This is a genomic window from Actinoplanes sp. NPDC051861 (genome assembly GCF_040681145.1).
Classification (GTDB): domain Bacteria; phylum Actinomycetota; class Actinomycetes; order Mycobacteriales; family Micromonosporaceae; genus Actinoplanes.
Genome location: NZ_JBFAYE010000008.1, coordinates 230,203 through 243,180 on the forward strand (window position 1 = coordinate 230,203; position 12,978 = coordinate 243,180).

Here is a 12,978-nt window from a genome sequence, read left to right on the forward strand (position 1 = left end):
ACCCTGCTGAGGACTCACCTTGCCGAAACGTGCCGCCGCCGTGCCCCTGCTCGTCCTGAGCTTCGTCGCGGGCTGCACCTCGTCCTCACCGCCCCCGCCGGCCCCGTCCTCTTCTCCCGTTGAGACGACCCTGGCTTCCCTTGGCAAACGGGTCAAGTGGGACAAATTACTCACTCCGTGCGGTAGGGGTGAGCTGGTCGTCGTGCAGGATGTCGCGATCGCGGACGTGACCACCGACGGCACCCCCGACGCCGTGGTGGCCCGCGCCTGCGAGGGCGACACCGAGTACAGCCCCTCGACCGTCGAGGTCTTCGACGGCGGTTCACCGGCCGCCAAGCCCCGGCGCCTCGGAACCCTGCTGGACGACGCCGGAAACGATAAACCCTACGTCTCCGGCGTCTCCTGGTCCGGCGGCGCCGTTCTGATCAAGGCCAACGGCGTGGACGAGAGCAGCGACGCGACCTGCCCCGAGGTCGTGTTCACCTATTCCTACCGGTATTCGGCAGGCGCCTTCCAGCAGGACAGCCGCGAGGTGCGGCCGGACGACACGTGTGGGCCCAGCTAGAAACGTGGCCGGACTGACAGGCCCGCCTCGATCAGGTCGGCCGCCCGCTCGGCACCGCCCGTCGCGCGCAGCTCTGCCTTGATCGAGGCACTGCGAGCAGCCACCGCCGGATCCGACGTGAGCTGCACCAGCGCCTCTCGCAGTTCCTCCACGGTGACGGTGGCCGAGTCGACCACCCGGCCCACACCCAGCGCCGCCAGCTGCTCACCGTTGGCGAACTGGTCCGCGGCCTGTGGTGCCACGATCATCGGGACGCCGCACCAGAGTCCCTCGCTGCTGCCGCCCATCCCGCCGTGGGTGAGGAACGCGTCCGCCTCCTCCAGGATCGCGAGCTGCGGCACCCACGGGTGGACCTCGACGCTGTCCGGCACCGGGCCGAGCGCGGCCGGGTCGACGTGGGCGCCGATCTGGAGCACCGTGTGCCAGCCGGGCAGCGAGCCGAAGGCTGCGACACAGCGCCGGTAGAAGTCGGGGTGGTTGGTGAAAGCCGAGCCCAGCGACACCAGCAGAACCTTTCCGTCCGGGCGGGTCCAGGGCGAGTGCGGGGCGCGGATCGGGCCGACGAAGTCATAGACGGCCGGGTCCACGCGGTCGGCGTTCATCTGCAAGGCGCGGGGGATCAGCGCGAGCGCCCGGTCCGGCCGGCCCATGAACGCCGGGCCGTCGGTGATCGACGAGCCGCTCGCGGCGAGCCATGCGGAGAACCGCCGGTAATAGTCGGCTCCGCGCGGGTCGGCCCGCATCGACTCGATCATCGGGGCCATGTCCTGCTCGTAGCCGTCCCACGCCACGAACGTCGGCGAGAGCTGGATCGCCGGGACGCCCCACTGTTCGGCGAGGATGCGGGCGGGTGCTCCGGCGATGTCGTAGAGGAACAGGTCGGGGCGATCATTCTCGTACGCCGCCCGCAGCTGCGGCAGCATCGCGATCGCGTCGTCGAGGAAGAGCGTCAGGTGGTCGATCTGGTCGCCGTCCCACTCGTCGTCGCCGGCGGGGAGCGTCGACTCGTAGGGCTTCAGCTCGGCACCCACACCGGCGATCGTGTCGGCGAACGAACGCGCGTTGGCATAGGTGACCCGATGACCCCGCGCCACCAGCGTGCGCAGGATCTCCAGGCTCGGGTTGACGTGGCCGTGGGCCGGGATGCTGACCATCGCGATATGCGGCACGGGAAGTCCCTTCGAAATACGAGACGCAACGTCTCGTCTCGCTTGAGAGCAGAAACTAGCACGAGACGTCTCGTCTCGGCAACGCGCTACGATCCACCGCGTGACCACGACCCGCCGCAGCGAGCGCTCCCGCCGCGCGATCCTCGACGCCGCTCTCGAACTGCTCGCCGACACCGGCTATCCCGACCTCACGATCGAGGCGATCGCGGCTCGCGCCGGGGTCGGCAAACAGACCATCTATCGCTGGTGGCGGGGTAAGGGCGCGGTGATCCTGGAGGCGCTGGTGGACGGCGGCGTGACGGACATGACGCTGCCGGACACCGGTGACCTCCGCGCTGACCTGCGTACCGTCATCCGGGCCACGGTCGCCGAGTTCGCCGATCCGAAGCTGTCGGCCACCACCCGGGCGATCACCATCGAGACCCTGGCCGACGAGGCCCTGGCCGAGCAGGTCCGCGATCAGCTCCTGCGCCCGCAGCTGACCGCGGTCAAGGAACGGCTGAGCAGGGGGGAGATCCGCGAGGGTGTCGACCTCGACCTGGTGGTGGAGTTGCTGTTCGGGCCGATCTATCACCGGTGGCTGCTGCGCAACGGGCCGCTCACCGAGGAGTACGCGGACCAACTCGTCGAATTGACGATGGCCGCGTGTCTACGAAACGGGTGACGAGTGGCGTTGAAGAGGATGTGACGTTCGAGGAGTACGCCTATGCCCGCGGACCGGCGCTGATCCGGCTCGCGCGGCTGCTCTGCGGCGACGAGCATCGCGCGGAGGACCTCGTGCAGGACGTGCTGGCCCGGGCGTACGCGCGCTGGGGCCGGATCGCCCGCACCGACCGGCCCGATCTGTACGTGCGCAGGATGCTGGTCAACGCCCATCACTCCTGGTGGCGACGGCCCACCAACCGGGAGGCCACGGTCGCGGAGCCGGCCGACACCGCGGGTGCCGGTGACACCGCGGCCGAGCTGGCCGAGCGCGACGAGCTGTGGCGGCAGGTGCGCGCGCTGCCGGCGAAGCAGCGCACGGTGATCGTGCTGCGCTACTACGAGGATCTCGACGACACCACGATCGCGGAGATCATGAACTGCGCGACCGGCACCGTACGGACGCACGCGAAGCGGGGCCTGGACGCCCTGCGCGAGCACCAGCGGATCTCGACGACGGGAGTGTGCTGATGTCCACCGACCTCGACCAGCGGCTCGCCGCCACGCTGCGGGCACACGCCGGCGGCGAGACCGACCCGGCCCCGATCGTGGAGCGCGCCCGGCAGCGCGGCCGCCGCATCAAGATCAGGCGCCGGGGTGGAGTGATCGGTGCGGCCGTGGCCGTCGTGAGCGCCGCCGCACTGCTCTGGCAGCCGGCCACCGCCCCGGTCCCGAAGCCGGACGGGATCCTCGCGCCCGCCGCCACCGGCGAGTCCGGCGCCGCGACCCGGCCGGACCTGGTCGGCGCCGACCCGTGGACGCTGCATTTCGACCCCGGCGCCCTGGTGGCCGGCGCGCGGCACGTCGAGTGGACGGCGGGCTCCGGTATCGAGGACGTCAAGTACTGGGGTCCGGCCGGGAGCGGCCGCCTGCTGCTGACCCGCGACGCCGACCGGCTCGACTCGATCAAACAGGTGCTGAGCTCGTCGGCGATCGAGTTCGAGAAGCACCCGGTGAACGTCCGGATCGGCGGCCGGACCGGCACGGTCTGGTCGGAGCCGAACACGCCGGCCGAGGACCTGTGGTTCGTCCGCTGGCAGCCGATCGACGGGGTGTGGGCGCGGCTGGAGACGTACGCGATGGACGGCGCCGACGCGGCCGACCTCGCCGGCCGGGTGCGTTTCGACAGCGCCCGCCGCTGCACCGTGCCGTTCGAGCTGACCGAGCTGCCCGCCGGTTCGTCGATCACGAGTTGCTCGGTCACCCTCGCCGCGAGCAGCGAGCGGTTCAGCGAGGGCACGCTGGTGGTCGGCGACGGCAAGCGGTGGCTGGTCGTCCGCGCCGAGCGCACCCCGGTCGACGACGAGCCGGTCGTGAGCGTCGACGTCGACGGGATCGGCAACGGCTACACCGAGTCCGACGGCCGGACGGTCCGGGACGGTTACCGCAGGGTCGGCGACCTCGACGACCTCAGCGAGTGGCCTGATTGAGCCGGGCGGCCCGGGTGATCAGGTAGCGCTGCTGCGGCAGGCTGTCGGTGCCGGCCGCCGCCGAGCGGTACAGCTCGGCGGCGGCCCGGGGGTCACCCGCCATCTCGTACAGGTGGGCGCGGACCGCGTCCACCCGGAACCGCGGCACGCCCTCGAGCCCGTCGAGCAGCGCCAGGCCCTCGTCCGGGCCGGCCGCCATGGCCGCCGCGACCGCCCGGTTCAGCCGCACGACCGGGTTGCCGGTGATCTTCTCGAGGACGCCGTACAGGGCCAGGATCTGCGGCCAGTCGGTCTGCTCCGGGCGGGCGGCGCGGGCGTGCAGGGCGGCGATCGCGGCCTGCAGCTGGTACTCGCCGACGGCTCCCCGGCTGAAGGCGGCGTCCAGCAGGCCGGTCCCCTCGGCGATCAGTGTGCGGTCCCAGCGGGAGCGGTCCTGCTCGTCGAGGGGGATCAGCTCGCCGTTCGGGCCGGTGCGCGCGTCCCGGCGGGCGTCGGTGAGCAGCATCAGGGCCAGCAGCCCGGCCGTCTCACCGTCGGAGGGCACGAGCCGGTGCAGCATCCGGGTCAGGCGGATGGCCTCGGCGCTCAGCTCCAGCCTCTGCAGGTGCGGGCCGGTGCTCACCGCGTACCCCTCATTGAAGATCAGGTAAAGCACATGCCGGACCGAACGCAGTCTCTCCGGCCGCTCGGCCGGATCGGGCATCCGCAGCGGCGTCCCCGACGACTTGATCCGCGCCTTCGCCCGGCTGATCCGCTGCGCCATGGTCGCCTCCGGCACGAGGAAGGCGTTCGCGATCTCCGCGGTGGTCAGGCCGCCGACGGCGCGCAGCGTGAGCGGGATGGCCGAGGCCGGGGTCAGCGACGGGTGGCAGCAGAGGAGGAGCAGCGTCAGCGTGTCGTCGCGCTCCCGGGCCTCACCGGGCACCTCGCGCATCGCGGCGAGGACCTCACGGCGCCGGCGCGCCTGGTCACTGCGGGCGGCATCGAGGAACTTGCGCGAGGCGGTCCGCGTCAGCCACGCACGAGGATTTTCGGGTACGCCGGAACGCCCCCAATTATCCGTGGCCGCAATGAGCGCCTCCTGCACAGCGTCCTCCGCTGCCCCGAAGTCCCCGTACCGGCGCGCGAGGACGGCGACGACGCCCGGCGCCGCCTCGCGCAGCACGTCCTCCAGCCCGTTGCTCAAATCCCCATGTCCCGGAAGTCGGCCTCGGTCATCACCCGGCGCACCCCGATCGGCTGTTGCTGCGGCACCCCACCCGGCCCCGGCACCGCCGAGACCTTCGCCGCGATCTCGATGGCCCGCTCCTCCGACTCCACGTCGACCAGCTGATATCCGGCCAGCATCTCCTTGTACTCGGCGTACGGCCCGTCGGTCACCACCGGCGCGGTCACCCCGTCGCCGGTCACCGTCTTCGCGTGCTCCGGCCCGGTGAGTGCCTCCTGGGTGACCAGTTCGCCGCTGGCCAGCAGCTCCTCGCGCAGTGCGCCGTAGTAGTCCATGTGCGCCTTGACGTCCTCCGGCGCCCACTCGGTCATCGGCGTCTCGACGGTGCCCGGCCGGTAGTCGACGATCAGCAGGTAACGCATGCGGGTTTCCTCCCTCGCGGCCCCGGACACGTGCCGGGCGCTCACCCCACAAACGGAGCCGCCCGCCGATTCTCGACATCCCCCACCCGCGTGTGGAATTGGGGTTAGCCGGTGGGCCGTACTCAACACGCGGGGGTGGGTTTGTTGCGTGTGGAGTTGGGGTGGGTGGGTGGGCCGTACTCAACACGCTCGGGTGGGTTCGTTGCGTGTGGAGTTGGGGTTAGCCGGTGGGCCGTACTCAACACGCGGGGGTGGGTTTGTTGCGTGTGGAGTTGTGGTTAGCCGGTGGGCCGTACTCAACACGCGGGGGTGGCGGCCATGGAGAGGGCGGCGAGGTAGCCGAACGTCATCGCCGGGCCCAGCGTGGCGCCGGCGCCGGCGTAGCCTCGGCCCATCACCGAGGCGCTGGCGTTGCCGGCCGCGTAGAGGCCGGTGATCGCGGACCCGTCCGGGCGCAGCACCCGGGCGTGCTCGTCGGTGCGCAGGCCGCCCTTCGTGCCGAGGTCGCCGGGCACCAGGGAGAACGCGTAGAACGGCGGCTTCGACAGCGGGCCCAGGCACGGGTTGGGGCGCTGGCGCGGGTCACCGTAGTAGCGGTCGTAGGCCGAGGCACCCCGGTGGAAGTCGTCGTCGGTGCCGGCCGCGGCGAAGCCGTTGAAGCGGTCGACGGTGTCCTGGAGCGCGGCCGGTGGCACGTCGATGCGGGCGGCGAGTTCGGCCAGGGTGCCGGCGCGGTGGGCGACGCCGGCGTCGAACCAGCGGCGCGGCAGCGGGGCTCGCGGTGCGCGGCCGGCGAACAGGTAGCGGTCGCGGTAGGACTGGTCGGTGACCAGCCACGCGGGCAGGTGCGGCCCGGAGCCGTCGCGGCCGAGCATCGCGTGGACGGCGTCGACGTACGGCGCGGCCTCGTTGACGAACCGCGCGCCGGTCCCGTCCACGATCAGACTGCCGGGCAGGTTGCGCTCGGCCAGGCAGAAGTACGGCCCGCCGGTCAGCGGCAGCGACGGCCCCCACCACGCCTCGTCCATCAGGTCCAGCGCCGCGCCGAGGTGGTGCCCGGCCTCGATGCCGTCACCGGTGTTGCCGGTCGCGCCGACCGTCCACTCGGTGCCGATCCGCTGATACCGCTGCCGCATCCGCTCGTTGTGCTCGAACCCGCCGCTGGCCAGCAGCACGCCGCCCCGGGCCCGGATCACCCGCTCGCCGCAGCGGATCCCGGCGACCCGGTCACCGTCGTCGACCAGGCCGGTCAGCGCGGTGTCCAGCAGCACCGGCACGCCCGCCGACCGCAGACCGGCCCGCAGCCCGGCCGCCAGCGCCTGGCCCATGGTGAGCCGTCGCCGCTTGCGTGCCCGGTCGAGCGCCGCCGACAACCCCAGCCGTACGGCCGTGACCGCCGACCGCGGGTTCCGGAAACCCAGCGACAGCCACCGGTAGTCCACGGCCGTGATCGCCATCCCGTCCGGCGCCGCGCGGTAGGGCGCGGCGAGCGTTTCGAGGTCCTCCCCGATCAGCCGGGTGTCGAGCGGCTTCGGCTCGATGGAGCGACCCCTCGCCAGGCCGCCCGGCGCCTCCGGGTGGTAGTCCGGATAGCCCGGCACCCAGGCGAAGTCGAGCGGCGTGTGCCGGCGGACGAACGCCAGCATCGCCGGGCCGTGCGCCAGGAACGCCTGCCGCCGGGCGAGCGGTACCTCCGCGCCGGCGACGTGCGCCAGGTACGTGCCGTCGTCGGCACTGCCGCCCAGCACCTCGTTGCCGGGGATCCACAGCCCGCCGCCGGAGCGGGCGGTCGACCCGCCGTACACCGCCGCCTTCTCGACGACCACCGCGGTCAGTCCGGAGTGTGCCGCGGCCAGCGCGGCTGTCATCCCGGCCCCGCCGCTGCCCACCACCACGACATCAACGACGTCATCCTCAATCGCCACTAGAACAGGTTATAGTTATCCGGCGCTGAAGCTGAAGAATCCTGGTGATACGCGTTTCAGAATCGGAGCCGCAGTGTATGACGTCGTGGTGGTCGGTCACGGGGCCGCGGGTGCGTGCGCCGCGATCGAGGCAGCGGCGGCGGGCGCCCGGGTGGTCGTCCTCGACAGGTTCCGCGGCGGCGGCGCGACGGCCATCTCCGGCGGCATCGTCTACGCCGGCGGGGGGACACGCTTCCAGCGCGAGGCGGGCATCAAGGACACACCCCAGCAAATGTACGAGTACCTGCGCACTGAAGTCGGGGATGCGGTGTCGGCGGCGACCCTGCGGAGGTTCTGCGAGCAGAGTTCTGGGCTGCTCGACTGGCTCTGCGACCAGGGTGTGCCGTTCGAGGCGAGCCTGTGCCCGTACAAGACGTCCTACCCGACCGATCGGCACTATCTCTATCAGTCGGGGAGCGAGCGTCCTGGCGTGGCCCGTGGTCACCGCACTCACGCCCGCGGCACCTCCGGCGGTGAGTTGAACGCCCGGCTCGCCGCAGCCGCCCGCGCCTGTGGCGTGGAGGTCCGCTTCCAGACCGCCGCGCACCGCCTGGTCCTGGGCCCGGACGGCCGGGTCGGCGGGGTGGAGGTCCGCACCCTGGACGGCGCACCCGGCTGGGCCCGTGCCGGACACCGCGTGCTGCACCGGCTGTCCGTGAAACCGGGGCTCTACCTGCCCGGCCTCGGCCGCGGGCTGCACCGGGCGGTCGCCTCGCTGGAACGCCGCTACGCCCGCTCGCAGACGATCGAAGCCGGCAGCGTGGTGCTGGCGGCCGGCGGGTTCGTCTTCGACCGGGCGATGACGGCCGAGCACGCGCCGCTGTACCGGGGCGGGCTGCGCCTCGGCACGCCCGGCGACGACGGCTCCGGCATCCGCCTCGGCACCGCGGCCGGCGGCGGCACCCGCCACCTCGACCGGGTCACCCTGTGGCGCTTCCTCACGCCGCCGTCGGCCCTGCTCGGCGGGGTGCTGGTCGACCGGGACGGGCGCCGCGTCTGCGACGAGTCGCTCTACGGCGCTGCGATCGGGGATGCGGTCCTGCGCCGCCCCGGCGGCCGGGCGTGGCTCCTCGTGGACGCACGGGTGCTGGCTGAGGCGAGACGGCAGGTGCGCTCCCAGACGTTGTGGTTCCAGCGCTTGCAGGCGTGGTGGCTCCTGAGTGGTGGCCGTGTCTCGGCGCCGACGGTGGAGGCCGTGGCTCGCAAGGCCGGTGTCGACCCGGACGGTCTGGCCGCGACGCTCGGGGAGTACCACGACGGCCCGGATCCGGCGGGCAAGCCGGCCGAGCTGGTCCGGCGGCTGGACCGGGGGCCGTACTCGCTGATCGACGTCTCGGTGCGGGCGCGAGGGCTGCCGGCGCCGATGCTGACGCTCGGCGGGCTGACCGTGGATGAGGAGACCGGTGCGGTCACCCGGCCGGACGGAAGCGCGATAGCCGGGCTCTACGCGGCGGGCCGGACAGCGGTCGGCATCTGCTCGGGCAGCTACGTCAGCGGCCTCTCCCTCGCCGACTGCGTCTTCTCCGGCCGCCGAGCCGGCACCCACGCCGCGTCGGGACTAGGTGTTGCCGATCGGGGAGGGGTTCATGATCGATCAGAGTGAGCTGCGGGTGCTGGCCGACCGGCTGCGGGCCGCCGAGCGGGACCGGGCCCCGATACCGCCGCTGATCGCCGATCATCCGGAGCTGACGGCGGCGGACGCCTATGCGATCCAGCTCCACAACATCGGGCGGCGGGGCGGGACCGTCGTGGGGCACAAGGTGGGGCTGTCGTCCAAGGCCATGCAGCAGATGATGGGCGTGGACGAGCCGGACTACGGTCATCTGCTCGCGGACATGCGGCTGAGCGAGGACGAGCAGGCCGACGCCGGGCGCTACTGCTACCCGCGGGTGGAGATCGAGGTGGCGTTCCTGCTCGGCGCGGACCTGCCGGGTGAGGGGTGCACCGAGGACGACGTGCTGGCGGCGACCGAGGCGTTCGCACCGTCGATCGAGCTCATCGACAGCCGGATCGCGGACTGGAAGATCAGTCTGGCGGACACGATCGCCGACAACGCGTCGTCCGCCGGGTTCGTTGTGGGCGCGTCACGCGTACCCCCGGATGCTCTTGATCCTCGCGGCATCGCCGCTGTTCTTTATCGCGGTGCGGAACCGGTGGCAGCGGGCCGGTCCGACGCCGTCCTCGGCAATCCGGTGACCGCGGTCGCCTGGCTCGCGCGCACGGTGGCCGCGTTCGGAGTGCGGCTGCGAGCCGGGCATCTCATCCTGCCGGGAGCCTGCGCCAGGGCCGTCGACGCGCGTCCCGGTGACGAGTTCCGGGCGACGTTCAGCGGGCTGGGCGAGGTACGCCTGAGCTTCGAAGGGAAGTCATGACGACACTGAGCGCGGCGATCGTGGGATCGGGCAACATCGGAACCGATCTGATGTTCAAGCTGCTGCGGTCGCCGGTGATCGAGCCGCGGTGGATGGCGGGGATCGATCCGGAGAGCCCGGGGTTGCGGCTCGCGGCCCAGCACGGGCTGGCGACCGGGACCGGCGGGGCGGACTGGCTGCTACGGCAGGATCCGCTGCCTGATCTGGTCTTCGAGGCCACGTCGGCGGCGGTGCACCGGGTCAACGCGCCGCGTTATGCGGAGGCGGGCATCCGGGCGATCGACCTGACGCCGGCGGCGGTCGGGCCGGCTGTGGTGCCGGAGGTCAATCTCGGTGCGCACCGGGACGCGGTGAATGTGAACCTGACGACGTGCGGCGGGCAGGCGACGATTCCGATGGTGCACGCGGTCTCACGGATCACGCCGGTCAGCTACGCCGAAATCGTGGCGTCGGTGGCGTCGAGGTCGGCGGGGCCGGGGACTCGGGCGAACATCGATGAGTTCACGCGTACGACCAGTCGTGGGCTGGAGACCATCGGGGGAGCGGCCCGGGGGAAGGCGATCATCGTGTTGAATCCGGCCGAGCCGCCGTTGATCATGCGGGATACGGTTTTCTGTGCGGTGGGGTTGGAGGCCGACACTTCGTCGATTTCAGAATCGGTGAAGGCGATGGTTGGCGACATTTCCCAATATGTGCCTGGATATCGGCTTTTGGATGAGCCGCAGTTTGATCAGGTTGGCTCGATGCTGCGGGTCGGGATATTCGTTGAAATCAGCGGCGCTGGGGAATATTTGCCGAAATATGCGGGGAATTTGGACATCATGACGGCGGCGGCCACCAGGGTGGGTGAGGGACTTGCTTGACCTGCGGATCACTGACTCGTCGCTGCGGGACGGGTCGCACGCCAAGCGGCACCAGTTCACCACCACCGAGGTGCGCGACATCGTCGCCGCGCTGGACGCCGCCGGTGTCCCGGTCATCGAGGTCACCCATGGCGACGGGCTCGGCGGGTCCTCGTTCACGTACGGGCTGAGCCACACCCCGGAACAGGAACTGATCACCACGGCCGTCGCCACCGCGACCCGCGCGAAGATCGCCTTCCTGATGCTCCCCGGCGTGGGCGTCATCGACGACATCCGCACCGCGGCCGGCAACGGCGCCCAGGTCTGCCGGATCGCCACGCACTGCACCGAGGCCGACATCTCGGTCCAGCATTTCGGACTGGCCCGCGAACTCGGGCTGGAGACCGTCGGCTTCCTGATGATGGCCCACTCCAGCCCGCCCGAGGCGCTCGCGAAACAGGCCAGGATCATGGCGGATGCCGGATGCCAGTGCGTCTACGTCGTCGACTCCGCCGGCGCGCTCGTGCTCGACCAGGTCAGCGACCGGGTGGCCGCCCTCGTCGCGGAACTCGGCGATGACTCCCAGGTCGGATTCCACGGCCACGAGAACCTCGGCCTCGGCGTGGCCAACTCGATCCTCGCCTACCGCGCCGGCGCGAGACAGATCGACGGCAGCACCCGCCGCTTCGGCGCCGGCGCCGGCAACACACCGGTCGAGGCCTTCGTAGGCGTCTGCGACAAACTCGGCATCCACACCGGCGTCGACTTCTTCAAAATCGTCGACGCCGCGGAGGACGTCGTGCGCCCAGCCATGCCGGACGAATGCAAGCTGGACCGGATGGCACTGATCATGGGCTATGCGGGCGTCTACTCGAGTTTTCTGCTGCACGCTTACTCGCTGGCCGAGCGCTACCAGGTCTCCGGCGCGCAGATCCTGGTGAAAGCGGGGGAGCGGCGCCTGGTGGGCGGCCAGGAGGACCAGCTGATCGGGATCGCGCGGGAGCTGAGCCAGGCCGGCTCGTAGCCCTGGCCGCTCGCGCCCGCCGGGACCCGTACGGCGCCGGTGCCTTCGGGCGTTCGTGCCCCCGGGCGTCCATGCGTGGGGAGTTCGTGCGCGTGCGGAGTTCGTGCGTGGGGAGTTCGTGCGCGTGTGGAGTTCGTGCGTGGGGAGTTCGTGCGTGGGGAGTTCGTGCGTGGGGAGTTCGTGCGTGCGGAGCCGGTTCCCAGGGAGCCCGTTCCCAGGGAGCCCGTTCGCTGTTGGCCGGGTCGGCGGGCTTCAGGAGTGCCGGTTCATCGCCGCCTGGATCCGCAGCCACGACGGGTCGCCGGCGGTGGTCTCGGTGACCGTTGCCAGGTCCTCGGCTTCCCAGGACTGCTTACCGTCGGTCAGGCTCAGACCGGTGTCCATGGTGAAGCCGTCCGGCGCGTCAGACGTCGCAGCCAAGAACGAAACAACCGACTCGCCGGGAATCGGTACCGCCGATGCCGCCTCCTCCACGAGCACCAACTCGCCCTCCTGACCGGCGACCACGAGCTCACCCGAAGCGAGGGAGGTCAACGCGGTAACCCCCGAGCAGACCACCCGCTCCGAGAGAACCGACCCGTCCACCGCGCACTCGATCAGCGACCCTGACGGTGTGCCGATCCACAGTGATGACCCGAACGCCAGATTGTGCCGGGACCAGGAGTGCATCTCCTCAAGCCACTCCGGCGGGTACGGATATCCCGGACTGGGCTCACCCAGCGTCAACCCCGCGACCCGGCGCAACGACGGGAACTCGAAGACCTCCACGGAGTTGTCGTAGGCGTTGCCGCGTACCGCGAAGTGCCGCCCGTCCGCACTGAAGACCGGTGTCTCGTAACCGTCGCAGTCCAGCACGAGCGCCCGCCGCTGAGGCCGCATGACCCCCTGCGGGTCGACCCGCGCGAAGACGATCAGCGTCGCACCCTGATCGCTCTGCAGGGTCGCCACGAGCCCACTCGCCGGATGCACCGCCACGCCGGTGTCCCAGCGCATGGGCGCGGTCACCGACGTCGTGGAGTCGAGATCGATCACCTCTGAGGTCCGCCAGCCCTCGTCTCCGGGCGAAGGCGCCGCCCAGAGCCGCTGACCATCAAGATCAAATGCGATATCTCCGAAATGTGCGGAAAACACGGGCCTCGTCGAACCCGCTACCCACCGAACAGTCCCGGACGCCGCCGACACCACCAACTCCGGCCGCGAAGGATGCCAGGCCGCTACCGGCGTCCGCTCGACCCGCTCCCACCCGATCTCGTCACCGTAGGGTTCCTCCGGCCCCTCGACGACACCCACTTGCCGGAACTCCCCGCCCGCGACCTCATG

13 protein-coding genes are annotated in these 12,978 nt (G+C 71.3%); 8 read left to right on the forward strand and 5 right to left on the reverse strand.

All coding sequences use genetic code 11. The annotated features are described in order from the left end of the window. The first annotated feature begins 19 nt into the window (after positions 1-19). On the forward strand, positions 20-565 hold the full coding sequence (locus AB0M02_RS23085) for a hypothetical protein (RefSeq protein WP_364229829.1): 546 nt from the start codon (positions 20-22) through the stop codon (positions 563-565). Here the strand turns inward: AB0M02_RS23085 and AB0M02_RS23090 are convergent. After that, positions 562-1,734, reverse strand: coding sequence for a macrolide family glycosyltransferase (locus AB0M02_RS23090; RefSeq protein ID WP_364229831.1), 1,173 nt, complete (start codon positions 1,732-1,734; stop codon positions 562-564). The two genes, AB0M02_RS23085 and AB0M02_RS23090, sit on opposite strands and share 4 nt — an antisense overlap. A 100-nt stretch (positions 1,735-1,834) precedes the next feature. On the opposite strand from AB0M02_RS23090, the gene AB0M02_RS23095 reads away from it, so the two are divergent. The 3 genes from AB0M02_RS23095 to AB0M02_RS23105 are packed head-to-tail and all read left to right on the forward strand — an operon-like array spanning position 1,835 to position 3,866. Beyond that, entirely contained in the window at positions 1,835-2,398 is a 564-nt protein-coding gene (locus AB0M02_RS23095; protein ID WP_364229833.1) for a TetR/AcrR family transcriptional regulator, read from the forward strand. Positions 2,399-2,418: 20 nt separating this feature from the next. Next, positions 2,419-2,907 carry a SigE family RNA polymerase sigma factor gene (locus AB0M02_RS23100; RefSeq protein ID WP_364230009.1) on the forward strand — a complete coding sequence of 163 codons (489 nt, stop codon included), beginning with the start codon at positions 2,419-2,421 and terminating at the stop codon, positions 2,905-2,907. After that, positions 2,907-3,866 carry a hypothetical protein gene (locus AB0M02_RS23105; RefSeq protein ID WP_364229834.1) on the forward strand — a complete coding sequence of 320 codons (960 nt, stop codon included), beginning with the start codon at positions 2,907-2,909 and terminating at the stop codon, positions 3,864-3,866. The genes AB0M02_RS23100 and AB0M02_RS23105 overlap by 1 nt, the downstream gene beginning before the upstream one ends. Here the strand turns inward: AB0M02_RS23105 and AB0M02_RS23110 are convergent. The 3 genes from AB0M02_RS23110 to kstD form a co-directional block, all read right to left on the reverse strand. Beyond that, a complete protein-coding gene (locus tag AB0M02_RS23110) occupies positions 3,847-5,052 on the reverse strand; it encodes a sigma-70 family RNA polymerase sigma factor (RefSeq protein ID WP_364229835.1) in 1,206 nt (401 codons plus the stop codon). The genes AB0M02_RS23105 and AB0M02_RS23110 overlap by 20 nt on opposite strands. Beyond that, positions 5,049-5,456, reverse strand: a complete 408-nt coding sequence (locus tag AB0M02_RS23115; RefSeq protein WP_364229836.1) for a YciI family protein — start codon at positions 5,454-5,456, stop codon at positions 5,049-5,051. Before AB0M02_RS23115 ends, AB0M02_RS23110 begins: the two co-directional genes overlap by 4 nt. A gap of 296 nt (positions 5,457-5,752) precedes the next feature. Next, positions 5,753-7,381: a 3-oxosteroid 1-dehydrogenase gene (gene kstD, locus AB0M02_RS23120; protein WP_364229838.1), complete on the reverse strand. Its 1,629-nt coding sequence runs from the start codon at positions 7,379-7,381 to the stop codon at positions 5,753-5,755. A 73-nt stretch (positions 7,382-7,454) separates the two neighbouring features. Here kstD and AB0M02_RS23125 point away from each other — a divergent pair, with 73 nt between their 5' ends. Genes AB0M02_RS23125 through dmpG form a run of 4 tightly spaced genes read left to right on the forward strand, consistent with a single transcriptional unit; the run spans position 7,455 to position 11,658 of the window. Continuing rightward, positions 7,455-9,023, forward strand: coding sequence for an FAD-binding protein (locus tag AB0M02_RS23125; RefSeq protein WP_364229840.1), 1,569 nt, complete (start codon positions 7,455-7,457; stop codon positions 9,021-9,023). Continuing rightward, positions 9,007-9,792 (forward strand): 2-keto-4-pentenoate hydratase, encoded by a 786-nt coding sequence (locus AB0M02_RS23130; RefSeq protein WP_364229841.1) that lies wholly within the window; start codon positions 9,007-9,009, stop codon positions 9,790-9,792. Before AB0M02_RS23125 ends, AB0M02_RS23130 begins: the two co-directional genes overlap by 17 nt. Then, positions 9,789-10,655 (forward strand): acetaldehyde dehydrogenase (acetylating), encoded by an 867-nt coding sequence (locus tag AB0M02_RS23135; RefSeq protein WP_364229842.1) that lies wholly within the window; start codon positions 9,789-9,791, stop codon positions 10,653-10,655. The genes AB0M02_RS23130 and AB0M02_RS23135 overlap by 4 nt, the downstream gene beginning before the upstream one ends. Continuing rightward, the gene (dmpG, locus tag AB0M02_RS23140) at positions 10,639-11,658 is read left to right on the forward strand and encodes a 4-hydroxy-2-oxovalerate aldolase (RefSeq protein ID WP_364229844.1); all 1,020 of its coding nucleotides are present in this window, start codon (positions 10,639-10,641) and stop codon (positions 11,656-11,658) included. The genes AB0M02_RS23135 and dmpG overlap by 17 nt, the downstream gene beginning before the upstream one ends. 252 nt (positions 11,659-11,910) lie before the next feature. Here the strand turns inward: dmpG and AB0M02_RS23145 are convergent, their stop codons facing one another. Then, positions 11,911-12,690, reverse strand: coding sequence for a hypothetical protein (locus AB0M02_RS23145; RefSeq protein ID WP_364229845.1), 780 nt, complete (start codon positions 12,688-12,690; stop codon positions 11,911-11,913). Between the last annotated feature and the right edge of the window lie 288 nt (positions 12,691-12,978).